This is a genomic window from Streptococcus sanguinis (assembly GCF_050223295.1).
Classification (GTDB): Bacteria; Bacillota; Bacilli; order Lactobacillales; family Streptococcaceae; genus Streptococcus; species Streptococcus sanguinis_X.
Map to the genome: position 1 here is coordinate 701,810 of NZ_CP071424.1, position 18,083 is coordinate 719,892.

17 protein-coding genes are annotated in these 18,083 nt (G+C 43.6%); 12 read left to right on the top strand and 5 right to left on the bottom strand.

Translation table 11 applies throughout. From position 1 onward, the window contains the following. Position 1: 1 nt before the first annotated feature. The gene (locus tag J1C77_RS03650; protein WP_042762952.1) at positions 2 to 1,120 is read left to right on the top strand and encodes a citrate synthase; all 1,119 of its coding nucleotides are present in this window, start codon (positions 2 to 4) and stop codon (positions 1,118 to 1,120) included. Further along, positions 1,107 to 2,318 (top strand): NADP-dependent isocitrate dehydrogenase, encoded by a 1,212-nt coding sequence (gene icd / locus J1C77_RS03655; protein WP_002921876.1) that lies wholly within the window; start codon positions 1,107 to 1,109, stop codon positions 2,316 to 2,318. The genes J1C77_RS03650 and icd overlap by 14 nt, the downstream gene beginning before the upstream one ends. 36 nt (positions 2,319 to 2,354) lie before the next feature. Here icd and J1C77_RS03660 read toward each other — a convergent pair whose 3' ends face one another. Further along, the gene (locus J1C77_RS03660; protein WP_002921874.1) at positions 2,355 to 2,753 is read right to left on the bottom strand and encodes a hypothetical protein; all 399 of its coding nucleotides are present in this window, start codon (positions 2,751 to 2,753) and stop codon (positions 2,355 to 2,357) included. Positions 2,754 to 3,110: 357 nt separating this feature from the next. Here J1C77_RS03660 and J1C77_RS03665 point away from each other — a divergent pair, with 357 nt between their 5' ends. From J1C77_RS03665 to J1C77_RS03690, 6 genes are all read left to right on the top strand, one after another. Beyond that, positions 3,111 to 4,682 (top strand): DEAD/DEAH box helicase, encoded by a 1,572-nt coding sequence (locus J1C77_RS03665; RefSeq protein WP_002921873.1) that lies wholly within the window; start codon positions 3,111 to 3,113, stop codon positions 4,680 to 4,682. Between the two features lie 343 nt (positions 4,683 to 5,025). After that, positions 5,026 to 5,502 (top strand): PTS sugar transporter subunit IIA, encoded by a 477-nt coding sequence (locus tag J1C77_RS03670; protein WP_002921872.1) that lies wholly within the window; start codon positions 5,026 to 5,028, stop codon positions 5,500 to 5,502. 20 nt (positions 5,503 to 5,522) lie between these two features. Beyond that, entirely contained in the window at positions 5,523 to 5,828 is a 306-nt protein-coding gene (locus tag J1C77_RS03675; protein WP_009659841.1) for a PTS sugar transporter subunit IIB, read from the top strand. A 31-nt stretch (positions 5,829 to 5,859) separates the two neighbouring features. Then, positions 5,860 to 7,335: a PTS galactitol transporter subunit IIC gene (locus J1C77_RS03680; RefSeq protein WP_002910271.1), complete on the top strand. Its 1,476-nt coding sequence runs from the start codon at positions 5,860 to 5,862 to the stop codon at positions 7,333 to 7,335. 256 nt (positions 7,336 to 7,591) lie between these two features. Beyond that, a complete protein-coding gene (locus J1C77_RS03685; RefSeq protein ID WP_002904081.1) occupies positions 7,592 to 8,338 on the top strand; it encodes a DeoR/GlpR family DNA-binding transcription regulator in 747 nt (248 codons plus the stop codon). A 182-nt stretch (positions 8,339 to 8,520) separates the two neighbouring features. Further along, a complete protein-coding gene (locus tag J1C77_RS03690; RefSeq protein ID WP_002915656.1) occupies positions 8,521 to 9,054 on the top strand; it encodes an isoprenylcysteine carboxyl methyltransferase family protein in 534 nt (177 codons plus the stop codon). Between the two features lie 44 nt (positions 9,055 to 9,098). On the opposite strand, the gene J1C77_RS03695 is transcribed toward J1C77_RS03690, so the two are convergent. From J1C77_RS03695 to J1C77_RS03710, 4 genes are all read right to left on the bottom strand, one after another. Continuing rightward, positions 9,099 to 9,965, bottom strand: a complete 867-nt coding sequence (locus J1C77_RS03695; protein WP_002921871.1) for a DapH/DapD/GlmU-related protein — start codon at positions 9,963 to 9,965, stop codon at positions 9,099 to 9,101. Further along, positions 9,958 to 10,221, bottom strand: coding sequence for a GIY-YIG nuclease family protein (locus J1C77_RS03700; protein ID WP_002896092.1), 264 nt, complete (start codon positions 10,219 to 10,221; stop codon positions 9,958 to 9,960). The genes J1C77_RS03695 and J1C77_RS03700 overlap by 8 nt, the downstream gene beginning before the upstream one ends. After that, complete coding sequence (locus J1C77_RS03705; protein WP_002921870.1) at positions 10,211 to 10,957, bottom strand: tRNA1(Val) (adenine(37)-N6)-methyltransferase; 747 nt, start codon at positions 10,955 to 10,957, stop codon at positions 10,211 to 10,213. The genes J1C77_RS03700 and J1C77_RS03705 overlap by 11 nt, the downstream gene beginning before the upstream one ends. A gap of 129 nt (positions 10,958 to 11,086) precedes the next feature. Next, positions 11,087 to 13,426: a cation-translocating P-type ATPase gene (locus tag J1C77_RS03710; protein ID WP_002921869.1), complete on the bottom strand. Its 2,340-nt coding sequence runs from the start codon at positions 13,424 to 13,426 to the stop codon at positions 11,087 to 11,089. 157 nt (positions 13,427 to 13,583) lie between these two features. Between J1C77_RS03710 and J1C77_RS03715 the strand changes: the two genes are divergently transcribed. The 4 genes from J1C77_RS03715 (at position 13,584) to J1C77_RS03730 (ending at position 17,995) form a co-directional block, all read left to right on the top strand. Continuing rightward, positions 13,584 to 14,324, top strand: coding sequence for a lysophospholipid acyltransferase family protein (locus tag J1C77_RS03715; protein WP_002896089.1), 741 nt, complete (start codon positions 13,584 to 13,586; stop codon positions 14,322 to 14,324). Positions 14,325 to 14,396: 72 nt separating this feature from the next. Next, a complete protein-coding gene (locus J1C77_RS03720; RefSeq protein ID WP_002921868.1) occupies positions 14,397 to 14,945 on the top strand; it encodes an HXXEE domain-containing protein in 549 nt (182 codons plus the stop codon). Positions 14,946 to 15,090: 145 nt separating this feature from the next. Continuing rightward, positions 15,091 to 15,771 carry a helix-hairpin-helix domain-containing protein gene (locus J1C77_RS03725; protein ID WP_002921867.1) on the top strand — a complete coding sequence of 227 codons (681 nt, stop codon included), beginning with the start codon at positions 15,091 to 15,093 and terminating at the stop codon, positions 15,769 to 15,771. After that, the gene (locus tag J1C77_RS03730) at positions 15,755 to 17,995 is read left to right on the top strand and encodes a DNA internalization-related competence protein ComEC/Rec2 (RefSeq protein WP_002921866.1); all 2,241 of its coding nucleotides are present in this window, start codon (positions 15,755 to 15,757) and stop codon (positions 17,993 to 17,995) included. The genes J1C77_RS03725 and J1C77_RS03730 overlap by 17 nt, the downstream gene beginning before the upstream one ends. Positions 17,996 to 18,083: the final 88 nt, after the last annotated feature.

Consider the following 18,083-nt stretch of genomic DNA (forward strand, 5'->3'; position numbering starts at 1 on the left):
CATGAGTCAGACGGACGGTTTGAAAGATACCATTGCTTGTGATACCAGAATTAGCCAGATTGTGGATGATTCTTTGTCTTATGCAGGCTACAATATTTCTGAATTGGTAGAGCACCATGCGAGTTTTGAAGAGGTGATTTATCTGCTCTGGCATTTGCATTTACCGACTCAAATTGAGCTTAAGCATTTTGAGGAAGATCTGCGAGCTAATTATGCTATTAGCGATGCAGTGGAGCAGTGCATCCTTATCCAGTCCCGCAAGCATCTTCATCCCATGAGTGTCTTGCGCTCAACGGTCAGTCTTCTGGGTGTTTATAATGTCCATGCTGAGGAAGCGTCTTTAGAAGCGACCTATGAGCAGAGCATCCAGCTTATGGCAAAGATGCCGACCATTATTGCGGCTTTTGCCAGACTGAGGTCGGGTCAGACTCCGATAGAGCCGCGGGAGGATTTAGGTTTTGCGGCTAATTTCCTTTATATGCTCAAGGGAGAAGAGGCGAGTGAGCTTGAAGTCAAAGCCTTTAACTGTGCCTTGGTGCTCCATGCCGACCATGAGCTCAATGCTTCAACTTTTGCAGCTCGAGTCTGCGCCTCAACCTTGACCGATATTTATTCCTGCGTGACAGCAGCTGTAGGAGCGCTCAAGGGTTCCCTTCATGGCGGCGCTAATGAATGTGTCTTTGATATGCTGAAAGAGATTAGAGCAGAAGGGAATTGCCAGGCCTACCTAGACCGAAAGCTAGCCTCTCACGAGAAGATTATGGGCTTTGGCCACCGAGTTTACAAGACTCAAGATCCGCGTGAAAAATACCTGCGACAAATGGCCAAAGACTTGACGCAGGGAACTAAGGATGAGGTCTGGTACCAGCTTTCAGAGGAAATTGAAGCCTATATGAAGCATACCAAGCATCTGATACCGAATGTCGATTTTTATTCGGCTACGGTTTACCATGTACTGGGCATTGACAGCAGTATCTACACCCTGATTTTTGCCATGAGTCGGGTGGCTGGCTGGATTGCCCATATTCAGGAACAGCGCAAGAACAATAAGCTGATTCGACCACGTTCTAACTATATTGGTGCTCAAGGTTTGGAGTATCTTCCCATTGGAAGGAGATAAAATGGCGAATAAGATTTTGTTTGAGAAAGGGTGGTTGCAGGTACCAGATGCTCCTATTATTCCTTACATTCAAGGTGACGGGATTGGGGTTGATATCTGGAAAAATGCCCAGCTGGTCTTTGATAAGGCTTTAGAAAAGGCTTATGGTGGCCAGAGAAAGGTTGTTTGGAAGGAAGTTTTGGCTGGAAAAAAAGCAGCAGACCTGACGGGTGATTGGCTACCGAATGAAACGTTGGCAACGATTAAGGATTGTCTGGTGGCTATAAAGGGGCCGTTAGAAACCCCAGTCGGAGAAGGGATTCGTTCCTTGAATGTGGCCCTGAGACAGGAATTGGACCTTTACGCCTGTCTGCGGCCGGTTCGTTATTTCAAGGGAGTTCCCAGTCCGCTCAAGCACCCAGAGAAGACTGACATTACAATTTTTCGGGAAAATACAGAAGACATCTATGCAGGGATTGAGTGGGAGAGTGGAACGGCTGAAGTCCAAAAAGTTATCGATTTCCTGCAGGAGGATATGCAGGTTGACAAGATTCGCTTCCCAGAAAGCTCTGCTATTGGAATCAAGCCTATATCTAAGCAGGGCAGTGAGCGGCTGATACGGGCGGCTATTGACTATGCGCTAGCCAAAGGCCTGACGCGGGTAACACTGGTCCACAAGGGCAATATCCAGAAATTTACAGAGGGTGGTTTTCGGAAATGGGGCTATGAGCTAGCTCAAAGAGAGTATGTGGACGAGCTGGCTTCTGGAAAACTAGTTATTCAGGATGTTATTGCAGATAATTTTCTGCAACAGATTTTGCTCTATCCCGAGAAATTTGATGTTGTTGCCTTGACCAATCTAAATGGTGACTATGCCAGCGATGCCTTGGCTGCTCAGGTGGGCGGGATTGGTATTGCGCCAGGAGCCAATATCAATTACGAGACTGGTCATGCTATTTTTGAAGCTACTCACGGAACGGCGCCAGATATAGCGGGTCAAAATAAGGCTAATCCTTGTTCACTTCTCTTATCAGGGGCCATGCTCTTTGATTACATTGGTTGGCCGGAGGTCTCTCATCTCCTGACTAAGGCCATTGAGAAGGCTCTCTTTGAGCAAAAAGTGACAGGGGATTTTGCCAGTCATCTGGAAGGAGTAGCAGCCTTGACCACTGGTCAATTTGCCGAGGAGCTGCTGGCTAATATAGAAAAGTGCTCATAGTGAAGAAAAAAGCGATGAGGAAACTGCCTATCTAATCTAGACGGTCTCTTCATCACTTTTTTGTCTTTTTCGATATTCCAGTCCCCAGCCGATGATCCAGCAGAAGACGAGCAGATAATTTTCAATCCAGCCTAGTAGATTGGCTTGATTCGCCTTTTCCAGATAGCCTAGCAGATGGTTGGTGCCAAAGCCCAGCCCGCCCAGAATCAGTGCTATCAGGGTCATACGCAGATAGAACCAATCATACTTTATGTTGGTGGCAATGACTAAAGGCAGAATAGCCAAATTCCAGAAACCAATTTCCCGCTGCCAGTAGGGAGCTAGACCATAGATGGACTCATTTCCCAATAGTTGGGGCTGGAAAATCTGGATCATAGCCGCACCCAGCATAGCTAAGATCAGTAAAATGAAAGTCACTCGTAAAAATTTATTCATACCTGCCTCCTTTCTTCTTTGTAGATTATAATGTTTTTGAAAATGATTTTCAAGTTTTCATTTTTTACAAAAGAAATCTCTAATAAAATATTTTACAGGCAAGTTCTATCTTTTTAGGTGCTTTTGTGGTATACTAGATTAGTTGCAGAAATACAGTTTTTCTATTCAGTGGGAACTAGCGACCGAGTCGGCGCTTTTTTAGTGCCTAGACTTGAGAGACCATATTTATGAAGAGAAGAGCGAATACTCTCAGAAAATCAAGATTTAGCAAGCGACAAGTGCTTGGTATGTTTCGATAGTTGAGTATCAAAAGCCTTATAAGGTGGCTTCGCACCGCCTTTAGAAAGAAGAAGAACATTGAAATTTAATGAATTACATTTATCTACTGAATTACTAGCAGAGATTGAAAAAGCTGGCTTTGTAGAAGCAAGCCCTATTCAAGAGCAAACAATTCCACTTGCCATGGCAGGTAAGGATGTCATTGGTCAGGCCCAGACAGGGACAGGAAAGACAGCGGCCTTTGGCTTCCCAACTCTGGAGAAGATTGATACAGATAATCCTGCTGTGCAGGCTTTGATTATCGCTCCAACCCGTGAATTGGCTGTGCAGAGTCAGGAAGAGCTTTTCCGTTTTGGCCGCAGCAAGGGTGTCAAGGTACGCTCTGTCTACGGTGGCTCCAGTATCGAAAAGCAAATTAAGGCCCTCAAGTCTGGTGCCCATATTGTCGTAGGAACACCTGGCCGTCTCTTGGATTTGATCAAGCGCAAGGCGCTTAAGCTGAATCAGATTGAAACCTTAATCTTGGACGAAGCGGATGAAATGCTTAACATGGGCTTTTTGGAAGACATTGAGTCTATCATTTCACGTGTGCCAGAAGAGCGTCAGACCTTGCTCTTTTCAGCGACTATGCCGGATGCTATCAAGCGTATCGGTGTCAAGTTCATGAAGGAGCCTGAGCATGTTAAGATTGCTGCTAAAGAGCTGACGACGGAGCTGGTAGACCAGTATTATATCCGTGTCAAAGAAAATGAAAAATTTGATACCATGACCCGCCTGATGGACGTGGAGCAGCCTGAGCTGTCTATCGTCTTTGGCCGGACCAAGCGCCGGGTGGATGAGCTGACTCGTGGCCTGAAAATCCGCGGTTTCCGAGCAGAGGGTATCCATGGTGATTTGGACCAAGGCAAGCGACTCCGCGTTCTGCGCGACTTTAAAAACGGCAATCTGGATGTCTTGGTGGCAACAGATGTGGCCGCGCGTGGATTGGACATTTCTGGTGTGACCCATGTCTACAACTACGACATTCCGCAGGATCCAGAAAGCTATGTTCACCGGATTGGTCGGACTGGTCGCGCTGGTAAGTCAGGTCAGTCTATCACTTTCGTAGCGCCAAATGAAATGGGCTATCTGCAAATCATCGAAAATCTGACAAAGAAGCGTATGAAAGGCCTTAAGCCTGCGACTGCAGAAGAAGCTTTCCAAGCTAAGAAAAAAGTTGCTCTTAAGAAGATTGAACGTGATTTTGCGGACGAAAGCATCCGTTCTAACTTTGAGAAATTTGGCAAGGATGCCCGCAAGCTGGCAGCAGAATTCAGCCCAGAAGAGCTGTCTATGTATATCCTCAGCTTGACGGTGCAGGATCCAGATGCCCTTCCTGAAGTAGAAATTGCCCGTGAAAAACCATTGCCATTTAAACCGTCTGGCGGTGGCTTTGGCGGAAAAGGCAAGGGCAGTCGTGGCGGAAATAGCAACCGTCGTAGCAATGACAACCGCCGTGACCGAGGTGGCCGTCGCGACCAATTTAAGAAAGGTCGCAAAGACGAGCGTTTTGATAAAGAAAATCGCTACCGCAAGGACCACAAGAAGCCACGCAATACTTCTAGCGAAAAGAAAACCGGCTTTGTCATCCGTAACAAGGGTGATAAATAAAAAGTTAGAACTCTGATACATCAAATATGTATCGGAGTTTTTTCTTTTGATGAGATGTTAATGCTATTATACTCGTCTTTTGTAAAAAAATTGATTGGAACATTTAAGTATTTTATGATAAAGGGCGCCACAATCTTGTGGCGTTTTGTGTGAGAAATCTTATAAGCAAAAAGTACATAAAGTGTAATTTAGTTACTTGGTTATCAAATCAAACAAAATAGTACACGATTTATTAATTATTGTAAACAAATAATTTATAAAAAATATATAATAAGCTATTGACTATATTATATCATAATGATATAATGAATTTACAAACAAAAAGAAACAAGGTGAGGTAATAATGGAGCTTTCTCAATTGTTTGATAAAGAGTTAGTTTTTTGTCTAACTGCAAAAAGTCAAGAAGAGTTATTTTATCAGGTAGCTGATTTACTGGAAGAGAGAAAAATTGTCAAGCCTTCTTATAAAGAGGCTCTGATAAAAAGAGAGCAATCTTTTCCAACTGGATTGGATATGGAGTTTTTAGGCAAAGACTTGCCAAATGTAGCCATTCCCCATACGGACATTGAGCACAACTTAACAGAGAATGTGGTTGTGGTTAAGTTGGAACAGCCTGTGACTTTCCACAATATGATTGCACCTGCACAGACAGTTTCAGTCTCTCTTTTATTCTTTATTATTAACCATTCTAGCTCAAGTCAAACTAACATTTTGGCACAGCTTATGGACTTCTTCACTAGCCAAGGTAATTTAGCTGAGCTAGCTAAATGTAGCACTGAAGAAGAGTTGTTTCACTATATTTCAACAGTCATCAAATAAATAAAATGGAGGTTTTTACCATGATTAAAATTTTAGCTGCCTGTGGAGCTGGTGTGAATTCCAGCCACCAAATCAAAAGTGCCCTTGAGGAAGAGTTGTCAAACCGCGGTTATGATGTTCATTGTGATGCAGTAATGGTCAAGGATGTCAATGAAGATTTAATTCAAGGATACGATATCTTTACACCGATTGCAGCAACAGATTTGGGCTTCACACCAGAAATTCCTGTTATTGAAGCAGGACCGATTCTCTTCCGTATCCCAGCTATGAGTGCTCCGGTGTATGACAACATTGAAGCGGCCATTAAAGAGCATGGTCTAAGTTAGGTTATAAAAGATTAAACCAGGAGGTTTTGTTATGAATGCTATTATTGATATAGCGAATAAGTTCTTTGATCCCATTATAAAAATGGGCGGCCCGATAGTCATGCTGATTATCTTGACTGTCTTGGCTCTGTTATTTGGTGTGAAATTTTCTAAAGCTTTAGAGGGTGGTATTAAGCTAGCCATCGCTTTGACGGGTATCGGGGCCATCATCGGTATGCTGAATGGAGCGTTCTCAGCTTCACTTGCAAAATTTGTTGAAAATACAGGCATTCAGCTTAACATCACAGATGTTGGCTGGGCTCCTTTAGCAACGATTACTTGGGGTTCTCCATGGACCTTGTACTTCTTGCTTATCATGCTGATTGTCAATGTCGTTATGCTGGTTATGAAAAAGACCGATACACTGGATGTTGACATCTTTGATATTTGGCACTTATCCATCACTGGACTACTAATTAAGTGGTATGCGGATAACAATCATGTGAGTCCAGCTGTATCACTACTGATTGCGACTGCGGCAGTTGTCTTAGTCGGTGTTTTGAAAATCATCAACTCAGACTTGATGAAGCCAACATTTGATGATCTTTTGAATGCGCCAAGTTCATCTCCGATGACATCTACTCACATGAACTATATGATGAATCCTGTCATCATGGTTTTGGATAAGATTTTTGATAAATTTTTCCCTTGGCTAGATAAGTATGACTTTGATGCTGCGGCACTAAATAAAAAGATTGGTTTCTGGGGCTCTAAGTTCTTTATCGGTTTCCTTCTCGGGGTGGTCATTGGTTTTATGGGAACTCCACACCCTGTAGCAGGTGCAGAAGATGCAAATACTTGGCAATTAGTCATTAAAGGTTGGTTGACTCTAGGTTTGACTGCCGGTGTCTGCTTGGAATTGTTCTCATTGATTGGTTCATGGTTCATTGCAGCTGTAGAACCACTTTCACAAGGTATTACAAACGTTGCTACAAAACGTCTACAAGGCCGTAAATTTAATATCGGTTTGGACTGGCCTTTTATTGCAGGTCGTGCTGAAATCTGGGCTTGTGCTAACGTACTTGCACCAATCATGCTGATTGAAGCAGTTCTTCTTTCTAAAGTAGGGAATGGTATTCTACCATTGGCTGGTATCATTGCAATGGGCGTAACTCCAGCGCTCTTGGTAGTTACACGTGGCAAACTCTTACGTATGATTGTGTTTGGAAGTCTTTTGCTCCCGCTCTTCCTGTTGTCAGGAACTCTGATTGCACCATTCGCAACAGAACTTGCTAAAGGTGTTGGTGCCTTCCCTGAAGGAGTCAGCAAATCGCAATTAATCACTCACTCTACGCTAGAAGGACCGATTGAGAAGCTACTGGGCTGGACTATCGGTAATACTACAACTGGTGATATCAAAGCAATCATCGGTGCAGTTATCTTCTTGGGAGCTTATGTAGGAATCTTTGCTTGGTATAGAAAACAAATGATCAAACGTAACGAAGCCTACGCTGCAAAGGAAAAATAAAAGCTTGTGGCTAGAATAAGATATAAAGTAAGCCATAAAAACAAATAGTCAAGCGAAGAAAACTAGGCTGATATAGATAAAGTCTAGTTTTCTTGTTGTAGAACAGATTAAATAGCACTAATTTACATAATTAAATTCAACATATCAGCTATTTAAAATAAAAAAATTCACAAATCTTTGTTTATATGCTGGAACTGTTGTATAATAAGGTGAAGGTGAGTCTGTAAGAAATTCAGGAGCAAAAGGAGAATGTAAAATGAAAGAAAGTAGACATAGAATCATTCTGCAAGAACTGGATCAAACAGGTGTGGTTGCTGTGAAAAACCTCAAAGAAATGCTGGGCGTTACGGATATGACTATCCGTCGAGATTTGATTGATTTGGAGAAGCAGGGCATGCTGACCCGAGTTCATGGCGGAGCCCATAAGAAGGTCAAAAATGCTCTCAATGAGATTTCCCACTCAGAAAAGCAAATGCTGAATGTTGAGGAGAAGAAGCAGATTGCCCGTAAATGTGCGGATTTGATTGCTGACGGGGATACGGTCTTTATTGGGTCAGGCACCACAACCGATTTTATAGGAGACTATTTGGATGGCAAAAATATCAGCATTGTCACCAATTCGCTGCCGATTTTTGAAAAGTTAAAAGAAAGGTCCAATTTAGATTTAATTCTGATTGGAGGACGTTATCGTGCTAAGACTCAAACCTTTGTCGGTCAGTTTGCCAATAATCTTTTGAAAGAAATCAAGGTTTCTAAGGCCTTTATTGGAGCGAATGGCATTGACGGTCATAATGTTACGACCAGCAATGAAGAGGAAGGCAACGGCGACGCAATTATCCTTAACAATGCCATCAGCAAATATATTGTAGCCGATAACAGCAAGTTTGACAGCTATTCTTTCTATTCTTTTTACCGGCTGGACAACCTCAGTGCAGTTGTGACGGACGACAATATCGCTCCGAAAGTTAAGGAAAAATACAGCACTTATGTTGAAATTTTGTGATGTCTGACCGATGAGAGAAACTTGCTTCAAATAAATATTTTATAGAGGTTGTGACTGGGATTTTGTCTAGAAATTCTAGTCGCAGCTTTTTTATATCTTGGTCGATTTTGTAAACAACAGTCTTGACTTTGCTGCGGAATTCCTTATATAATAAAATGTATTATTAAATTTTAGGAGGTCTTATGACAATCAATATAGTGATTTTTGTGGCTGTGTCGCTTTTTCGTTTGGTGTTTTTGAGGAAATCCTCTCAGAATGAGCAGGATATTCTGGCCAAGGGTGGCATGGAGTATGGGGTGAAAAATTCAAATATCATGAAGTACCTGCACATGCTTTTTTACGCGGTCTGCTTTCTGGAATTGCTGCTGAAAAAGCCAGCTTTTGACTTGGTCAGTCTATTGGGAGCTGTGTTGTTGCTCTTTTCTATGTTTATGCTCTACCTTGTTGCCAAGCTCTTGGGACCAGTTTGGACCATCAAGCTTATGCTGGTTAAAGATCATAAGTTTGTTGACCACTGGCTCTTTCGCAATGTCAAACACCCTAATTATTTCCTGAATGTTGTACCAGAATTGGTGGGCTTGGCCCTGCTCAGTCATGCTTACTTTGCTCTTTTTATCCTCTTCCCGCTCTACTGTATCACCCTCTATGTCCGTATCAAGGAAGAAGAGCAGCTGCTCAAGGAAGTTATCATTCCAAATGGAATTGCTGGTGAATAAAGTTAATAAAATGCATATCGACTGCAAAAGAAAGGCTAGGATGTTTATGTCCTAGCCTTTTCTTGCATTAATTTTCGTATTTCATCAGCCATTTGCTGGGGTTGGTTCGCTTCAAAAAGTAAAGTATTTTCTTCAGGCTGGTGGGCGGTTTGGCTGAAAGCTAAAACTGGCTTCCCCTTGCTGATAGCCCTTTGGACAATCTGGTCTACCTCTCCCCAGTGATTGATATCCAAGTAAATATCCGCCCTATCGAGCAAGTCCTCAATAAAGTCATCCTGGTGGATATTGGTGTAGAGGTTGATATTGGGATAGTCATTAAAGCTGGCTAAGTAAGGAGAAATATTGGTCTTAGCAGCTATGTGAAATTCCAAGTCTGGCAGATTTTCTGCTAAATAAGCCAATTGTTCCAAAGTATCAGAAGCCGTCAGCGTGAAGGCATGGAAATTACCCTGTGGACGCTCTTTGATGATAAGCTCTTCCTTGCTCATGGCGATAGAGTTGCTGGGAATATCCTGGAAAATCAAGCTGTTGGCTCCAATGATGACATTATCACCAATGGTCACACCTTTGAGAATCACAGTATTGGCCCCAATCCAGCAGTTAGCTCCAATCTTGACTGGCGCAACACTATAATCAATCTTCTCGATATGGTAATTAGAATACTGATGATTGTGGTCAAAAATACGGACGCCATCACCAAACATGGTGTCCTTGCCGATTTCGATAGAGTGCTGACAGCGGACAGTACAATGGTCGTTAAAGAAAACCCTGGTTCCTAGCTTGAGTTGTGCGCCACTTGCTACATTGAGGCTGGTAAAAGATTGGAAGATGACATCTTGACCGATATCGAGCTGGCTGTCTGGGGAAATTTCGATATGATGAAAGTCGCCTTTAAACTGGATTTCAGGCATTTTGAGTCCTTTCTTTGATGTAAGCTAGTTTGGCTTGTCTAGTTTTCTTTTTAAAGAGGGCTTCAGCCGACATGGCAGCCGGCTTGCTAGGGTGTTCTTCTTGGTAAAGTAAGGTAACTGGCAGGCGAGCGCGAGTGTATTTGGCTCCTTTGCCAGCTTGATGTTTTTTGAGTCGGGCTTGGACATCCGTTGTGTAGCCGGTATAGAGGGAGCCGTCCCCGCATTCAAGCACGTACATATAGGCTTTATTTTCCATAGTAAATCTCGTGAATCTCCGGAGTGTAGCTGCCGTCCTGATTGTGAATAAAGAGAGGGGGCAGGATTTTTAGACCGTCGCGGGAACCATCTTTAATAGCTTCGATAAGCAGCATATTGGCCTCTTTGCCCAGCTTTGGATAGACAAACTGGATGCGCTTGGGAGCCAGGTTGTGGGCTTGCATGGTATCTAAAATATCTAAAAAGCGTTCTGGTCGATGAACCATAGCCAACCGACCATTGGATTTGAGGACTCGCTGGGCAATCTTGCAAATCTCTCCCAGATTGGTTGAGATTTCGTGGCGGGCTAAAAGGTAGTGCTGGCTTTCATTGAGATTAGATTTCTTGTCAACCTTGAAATATGGCGGATTGCAGAGAATCATATCAACCTTGCTGCCAGTAATATATTGTCCTAGGTTTTTCAGATCGTCCTGAATGACCTGCATTTGCTGAGTCAAATCATTGAGTTCAATGGAGCGCTCGGCCATGTCAGCTAGACGTTCCTGGATCTCAACTGCCAAAATCTGAGCCTTGGTACGAGTGCTGGCAAAAAGTCCGACAGCCCCATTTCCAGCACAAAGATCGACAATCAGACCCCGCTGGGGCAGCTTGGGAAAGCGGGAGAGCAGCACGCTATCTACCGAATAGCTGAAGACCTCACTATTTTGAATAATCTTGACATCCGTCGAAAAGAGCTGGTTGACTCGTTCTCCGTCTTTTAGTTTTGCTTCGTTCATAAGTCAATTATAGCATGATTTAGCAAGGATTCCAAAGGGATATGGGAAGTTTTTGCACAATCAAAAAAACATGCGAGGGCTCTCGCATGTTTCCATGAGCTTAAATGATAATTCTTTTTTAGCTAGCTCTTAATCAAATCTGTATTTCTGCTTGATGGTGCAGGCAACAAAGACAAGTCCGAAAATGACCATGAGAATCAGATAGACTGGCAAAGTTGCGGCTGTCAGCGTTGCAATTTCCAAAAGGTGCTGCAGGACAAAGGCTGATAGATAGAAGCCAAAGACAGAAAAGATAATGAGCAGGCTGCGCCAGAGATTGAGTGGCAGGCAAGCCCGAATGACTGACAAGAAGCTGATGCTGCCTAGCAAGTAATAGGTCAGGGTGGACATTTCTATGTCACTCCAGCCATGACTGCTGCCCCAGATGCGGACAAATAGCACGCTGAAGACAATCATGAGGGAGCTTGGCAGAGCTAGCTGCAGGGAGCGTTTGAGGAAGTGCTTTTCAACCGGCTTAATATTGCGCTCAAAGGTGAGGACAAAGGGTGGAAAGCCTTCGACAAACTGGTCAATCAAGGTGATTTGAATCGGAATGAATGGGAAAATCAAGAGGTATTCAGATTTTCCTAGCAGGATACTGGCGATACAGATGATAGCCAGGATAAAGGAGTATATGGTCTTGATGAAGAAAATCGGAGCAATCCGGCCAATGTTGTTAACAACTCGGCGGCCTTCAAAAAGAATCTCAGGGACATCGTTAAAGTCAGAGTTAAGAAGGACCAGGTTGGCAATTTGCCGAGTTGCGGGGTCGCCCTCCGCCATGACGATGGAGCAGTCTGCTTCACGCAAGGCCAAAATATCATTAACACCATCTCCCGTCATGGCTGTTGTCCGACCAGCGGCCTTGAGAGTCTGGATGAGCAGCTTTTTCTGATGAGGAGAAACACGGCCGAAGATAGCTGTTTCTTCGGCCTGCTCAACCAGTTCTTGATCGCTGATTTTAGAGCAGTCGATGTAGCTGTCGTAGTTGGCAAATCCAGCCTGGCTCGCAATATGGGAAACGGTCACTGGATTGTCACCAGAGATGATTTTCAGATCAACATCCTGAGAACGCAGGTAGTCCAGTGTCTCGGCCGCTCCCTCACGAATAGGGTCAGTGATTTCCAGAACAGCTAAAGCGGTCATATCTTCAGGCAGTTGGATACTGTGTTTGTCTAGCACTTTATCGCTGTGAGCCAGTACCAAAACCCGCGATCCACGTTTTTGGGCCTCTCCAACCGCTGCAGGATTGCTGTCCAGTAGCATTTCAGGTGCTCCCAAAAAGATAGTTCCGACACTGGATAAATGCATAGCCCCCCATTTTCGGTCACTAGAAAATGGGATGACATTGTCGCTAGTATAGGCATGGTCCAGATGGCCGTAGCCCTTGCGGATAGCCTGAGCTGTTGGGTTATTATCCTCGCTGGTTTGGATGTAGGCTGCTAAGATTTGACCGACAGTCTCATCAGAAAACTTATCCGACAGGCTATGCAAGGCTTCAACAGTCATCTTACCTTGGGTAATTGTCCCGGTCTTGTCTAAGCAGAGAGTATCTACCCGAGCTAAGGTCTCAACAGAATACATTTCCTGAACAAGAACCTTGCGCATACCTAGCTTGATGACGGCTGTCAGGAGTGACGTGACTGTCAGCAGGGCGATTCCCTTAGGCAGCATACCCAAAAGGGCTGTCGAGCTGGTAATGACAGAGTTTTTGACAGGCAGTCCCTTTATCATTAGGGCTTCAAAGAAGAGAGCCAATCCGAAAGGAATGATGATTTTTCCAGTAAAGCGGGAAATTTTCCCAAGATTGTAAAGAATGCGCGAGTTGATAGGCTTGAGAGTTTTAGCCTCAGTCATGAGCTTGTTGGCATAGTTGTCTGCACCGACATGGTGTACCTCAGCATAAATCTGACCACTAGCCAGAAAGCTACCAGACAGCAGCTCAGCGCCTTCTTCCTTGAGAACCAAGTCGCTCTCCCCTGTCAGCATGGCTTCATTAGCCTCGGCAACACCCTCTACTACACGGGCATCACTGGGAATTTGCTCGCCGGCTGACAGCTTGATCAGATCGCCCAGTACAATTTCTTCTGGCTGAATCTTGACTTCTTGGCCGTCGCGGATGACTGTGACCAGCTCTCGGCTGACCAGATTAAGCTTGTCAATCATGCGTTTGGCTCGCAGTTCCGTAATAATACCAGTGACGGCGTTAAAGCTGATAACAGCGAAGAAGACCAGATTGCTCCAGGCTTGGACAGAGACCAAGGCTAGAGCAATAACAAAGTTAAGGGCATTAAAAAGGGTGAAAACATTCCGCTTAACGATTTGCCAGTTACTAGTGCTGGTGTCACTTGTAAAATCGTTGGTCAAGCCCTGCGAAATCTTTTCATCTACTTGGGTTTGGTTTAAACCGATTAATTCTTTCTTGTTCATGAGATTAATGATACCATTTTTTTATGGAAATGGCTATCAGAATCAGCTGTTACAGCCAAAGTTTGGAAAAATATTGCAGACTATAAGGGTATAGGGTATAATGAGAAAGGATGTAATAAATTTCAAGTACAATCACAGTTTGAAATAAGGAGAGTTTATGTTTTATACTTATTTGCGAGGTTTAGTGATTTTTATCCTGTGGACCTTGAACGGCAATGCACACTACCACAATAAAGAAAAGATTCCTTCAAAAGATGAAAATTATATCTTGGTTGCCCCTCACCGGACATGGTGGGATCCAGTTTACATGGCTTTTGCGACCAAGCCCAAGCAGTTCATTTTCATGGCCAAGAAACAGCTTTTTGAAAATCGCGTGTTCGGCTGGTGGATTCGCATGTGTGGTGCCTTTCCTATCGACCGGGAAAATCCTGGTCCGTCAGCTATCAAATATCCTGTCAATATGCTGAAAAAGAGCAATCGTTCTCTGATTATGTTCCCAAGCGGCAGCCGCCATTCTACGGATGTCAAGGGAGGAGTGGCAGTGATTGCTAAGATGGCTAAAGTCCGTATCATGCCAGTAGTCTATGCTGGTCCCATGAGCCTCAAAGGCTTGGCAGCTGGGGAGCGCGTGGATATGAATTTTGGTAATCCAATTGATATTTCAGACATTAAGAAGATGAATGATGAGGGAGTTGAGGAAGTGGCTCGCCGTATTCATTCTGAGTTTGATCGTCTGGATGCTGAAGTGGCCCCTTACCAGACACAAAAGAAAGGCAATATCTTCTTACGGATTTTACGTGCCTTTGTCTTTATTCCTGCTATTTTGATTGGAATTTTGACCATCATTTTCAGCTTTTTTGCTAGCTTTGTCTGGGATCCGGATAAGCACAGAAAATAAGAGACTAATCAGCTTGCTGAGCAATCTTGCTTGAGAGCTGATTTTTTTATGTGAGTGAGCTATAATGTTTGTATGTTTTATAAGGAGGATGCTATGTCTCTTACTTTTTTATCTTTTGTAACCTTATCGTTTTTCATGCTGCACGAGTTTGATGAGATTATCCTGGTTCGGCCTTGGATTTCTCAGAATCAAGACCATCAAGACTATCAAAAGGAGATGTTCATTGCCAGAAGAGGAAGTTATCTTTCTACTGAAAGCATTGCTCTGATGATTGCGGAGGAATTTCTACTGGCTTTTATTCTCTTGCTGCTTGCGATTCTATTTCGCATTCCCGAGCTGGCTCTGGCTATTGGCTTCTGTCATACTCTCCACCTGCTGGGCCATATCATGCAAGTGTTTCGCTTTCGTCGCTGGGTACCGGGTGGCTTCACAGCTTTGACGACTTTTCCTATACTCATCTTAGTCTTTATCCTTTATCTGAGTCAGCAGTCGATTTCTTGGTCGCTACTTCTGATTCTAAGCGTGTTAGTGATGGCTTTTCTTTTGTCAAATCTGGCTTTTTTACATAGCAGAGCTCAAAAGATAGAAGCTTGGATATACAGGATAAGCAAAGCAAATTGATATTACAGCTCCTATTTTCATCAATGACCCTTCTATCTATACGACTTCTTGCAAAATAAAGATTTTAAAATATGACAAGCTGAAAATAATCTCGGCTTGTCATTTTTTTGAATTTTTTACGAATAAAAAGACAAAGGAGAAAAATATGCTTGAAGAAATCATTGAAAAGCTAAAAGAATACAAGCTCTTTGTCGGTCTGGCAGTAGTTGGCGCTGTGCTAGGTGGCTTTTTCCTCATCAAAGGAAATCACCAGCCGAAAAATCAGGTAGCCGCCTTGAGCCAAGAAATAACTTCCTCATCCAGCTCAGCTGATGAACAGAGTGAAAAGGTAATTTCTAAATCCAAGGCGGACGAAGAGGAAAGTGAGCAGGTCACTGTGGATATTAAGGGAGCAGTCAAGAATCCTGGCGTCTATGAGCTGAGAGCAGGAGCGAGAGTCCATGAAGCCATCCAAAAAGCTGGCGGATTGACAGCAGACGCCGAGGCTAAGTCCATCAATCAGGCTCAAAAATTAACAGATGAAGCAGTAGTCTATGTGGCAAAGATTGGTGAAGAAAGAGCCGATGTCACACAGACCGGCCAGCATCAAGCAGGAGCTTCTGATTCTGCTGGTGCCAGTGGTGGAAAGTCGGACAAGGTCAATCTAAATACGGCGACAGAGGCTGAGTTGCAGACCATCTCAGGCATCGGACAGAAGCGGGCTTCAGACATCATCGCCTACCGCGAAAGCAATGGCCGCTTCAAGTCAGTAGATGATCTGAAAAAGGTGTCAGGGATTGGAGATAAGACCTTAGAAAAGCTGAAAGAATATGTCACAGTGGATTAAAAAGTTACCTCTCACCCCTATCTATCTGGCTTTCATCCTTGTATGGGCCTATTTTGCAGTCTATTCTGGCAGTTCCTTGGCTTATTTTGGGTTGGGAGTCCTTCTGCTTCGTCTCTTTTTCAGCTATCCCCTCAAAAAAAGTCTAGCTGCCTTGGCATTCCTGTCCCTTTTTGTCCTCTTTTTCTTGCTTCGTCGGGAAATGGCAGAGCAGGCCTTTAGGCAGGAACCTCCTTTAGCTAGCGCGGTTCAGGTCTTGCCAGATACAATCAAAGTCAATGGAGACTCCCTATCCTTTCGAGGGCGAACTAACGGTCGACTTTATCAGGTCTTCTACAAGATCAAATCAGCCAGTGAAAAGGAAGCTTTTCAGCAGCTGACAGATTTGGTCGTCCTTGATATGGAAGGAGAGTTTGAACAGGCCCAGCAGCAACGAAATTTTTCGGGCTTTGACTATCAGGCTTATTTAAAGAGTCAGGGTATTTACCGTACCTTAAAAATCAATAAAATTCAGTCACTAAGACCAATTTCCAGCCTGAATCCACTGGATTGGCTGTCTGTCTGGCGGAGAAAAGCGCTAGTTTATATTCGAAGTAATTTTCCTAGTCCAATGAGCCATTACATGACTGGACTCTTGTTTGGTGACTTAGATACGGAGTTTGCAGAAATGAGCAATCTGTATTCTAGCTTGGGTATCATCCATTTGTTTGCCTTGTCTGGTATGCAGGTAGGTTTCTTTTTGGATGGTTTTCGCAGAATTCTTCTACGTTTGGGGATGAAGAGGGAGACAGTAAACGCCTTGCAGCTGCCTTTTTCATTTATCTATGCTGGACTGACGGGTTTTTCAGTTTCTGTCGTCAGAAGCTTAGTCCAGAAGTTGTTAGCCCAGCAAGGATTGACCAGATCAGATAATTTTGCTCTGACACTGATGATTCTCTTTATCATCATGCCCAATTTTCTTCTGACAGCAGGCGGTGTCTTGTCCTGCGCCTATGCCTTTTTGATTTCTATGATGGATTTTGAAAAGTTGCCGCCGATTCGGAAACTTTTAACGGAAAGTCTGACTATTTCATTGGGGATTTTGCCTATACTAATCTACTATTTTTCTGAATTTCAGCCCTGGTCCGTGATTTTAACTTTTTTATTTTCACTACTCTTTGACCTGCTGATGCTACCGGGGTTAACCCTCATTTTTATTTTGTCACCACTTTTAAAAATCACTCAAGTCAATTTCTTCTTTGAGTTACTTGAAGATGTGATTCGTTGGGTAGCTGATTTTGCTCCGCGCCCTTTGATTTTTGGAAAGCCCAACCTCTGGTTACTGATCGCTCTGCTTTTGGTTTTGGCTTTAATCTATGACTTTCGGAGAAAGAAAAGCTGGCTTTTATCTTTTAGTTTGCTAGCTCTTCTCTTATTTTTCCTAACAAAGCATCCGCTGCAAAATGAGATTACAGTGGTGGATATTGGTCAGGGGGATAGCATTTTTCTCCGGGACTGGCAGGGCAGGACGATTTTGATTGACGTTGGAGGGCGAGTCGAGATAGGAAAGAAGGAGGCTTGGCAGGAGCGACAGACTTCATCCAATGCAGAAAAGACCTTGATTCCCTATCTCAAAAGTCGTGGTGTTGGTAGTCTGGATGTATTGGTCCTGACTCATACCGATACCGACCACATGGGCGATATGCTGGAGGTAGCCCAACATTTTTCCATCAAGGAAATCTATGTTTCTAAAGGAAGTCTGACTCAGCCTGATTTTGTTCAAAAGCTGGAGCAGATAGAAACTTCTGTCCATGTCGTAGAAGTAGGAGATGAGATTCCGGTATTTGACTCAGCTTTGCAGGTTCTCTATCCTAGTGGAACAGGCGACGGTGGAAATGATGATTCGATTGTACTCTACGGGGAGTTCTTTCAGACAAAATTTTTGTTTACAGGTGATTTGGAAAAGCAAGGAGAAACTGAACTGCTGCAGCGATTTCCTCAGCTGAAAGCAGATGTCTTAAAAGCAGGGCATCATGGCTCTAAAGGCTCTTCCAGTCCAGAGTTTTTAGAGCAAATTCAGCCGAAACTGGCCTTGATATCAGCCGGTCAGAATAATCGTTATCAACATCCGCATCAGGAAACTTTGCAAAGATTTGAGAAGTTTAATACAGCCATCTATCGAACTGACCAGCAGGGGGCCATTCGGTTGACTGGTTGGAATTCCTGGAGGATTGAAACGGTTCACTGATAGCCGCGCTAAAGATGTCAACTCATACTTTGTAGACTGCTTAGCTTCAGTCAGGAAGTCATATTGATTTATTTATGCATTTGTGATA

What these genes read in the sequence shown, in the direction of transcription:
- J1C77_RS03650 (WP_042762952.1), top strand. Translation starts at nt 2, where the DNA reads ATGAGTCAGACGGACGGTTTGAAAGATACCATTGCTTGTGATACCAGA.
- J1C77_RS03660 (WP_002921874.1), bottom strand. Translation starts at nt 2,753, where the DNA reads ATGAATAAATTTTTACGAGTGACTTTCATTTTACTGATCTTAGCTATG.
- J1C77_RS03670 (WP_002921872.1), top strand. Translation starts at nt 5,026, where the DNA reads ATGGAGCTTTCTCAATTGTTTGATAAAGAGTTAGTTTTTTGTCTAACT.
- J1C77_RS03675 (WP_009659841.1), top strand. Translation starts at nt 5,523, where the DNA reads ATGATTAAAATTTTAGCTGCCTGTGGAGCTGGTGTGAATTCCAGCCAC.
- J1C77_RS03680 (WP_002910271.1), top strand. Translation starts at nt 5,860, where the DNA reads ATGAATGCTATTATTGATATAGCGAATAAGTTCTTTGATCCCATTATA.
- J1C77_RS03685 (WP_002904081.1), top strand. Translation starts at nt 7,592, where the DNA reads ATGAAAGAAAGTAGACATAGAATCATTCTGCAAGAACTGGATCAAACA.
- J1C77_RS03690 (WP_002915656.1), top strand. Translation starts at nt 8,521, where the DNA reads ATGACAATCAATATAGTGATTTTTGTGGCTGTGTCGCTTTTTCGTTTG.
- J1C77_RS03695 (WP_002921871.1), bottom strand. Translation starts at nt 9,965, where the DNA reads ATGCCTGAAATCCAGTTTAAAGGCGACTTTCATCATATCGAAATTTCC.
- J1C77_RS03700 (WP_002896092.1), bottom strand. Translation starts at nt 10,221, where the DNA reads ATGGAAAATAAAGCCTATATGTACGTGCTTGAATGCGGGGACGGCTCC.
- J1C77_RS03705 (WP_002921870.1), bottom strand. Translation starts at nt 10,957, where the DNA reads ATGAACGAAGCAAAACTAAAAGACGGAGAACGAGTCAACCAGCTCTTT.
- J1C77_RS03710 (WP_002921869.1), bottom strand. Translation starts at nt 13,426, where the DNA reads ATGAACAAGAAAGAATTAATCGGTTTAAACCAAACCCAAGTAGATGAA.
- J1C77_RS03715 (WP_002896089.1), top strand. Translation starts at nt 13,584, where the DNA reads ATGTTTTATACTTATTTGCGAGGTTTAGTGATTTTTATCCTGTGGACC.
- J1C77_RS03720 (WP_002921868.1), top strand. Translation starts at nt 14,397, where the DNA reads ATGTTTTATAAGGAGGATGCTATGTCTCTTACTTTTTTATCTTTTGTA.
- J1C77_RS03725 (WP_002921867.1), top strand. Translation starts at nt 15,091, where the DNA reads ATGCTTGAAGAAATCATTGAAAAGCTAAAAGAATACAAGCTCTTTGTC.
- J1C77_RS03730 (WP_002921866.1), top strand. Translation starts at nt 15,755, where the DNA reads ATGTCACAGTGGATTAAAAAGTTACCTCTCACCCCTATCTATCTGGCT.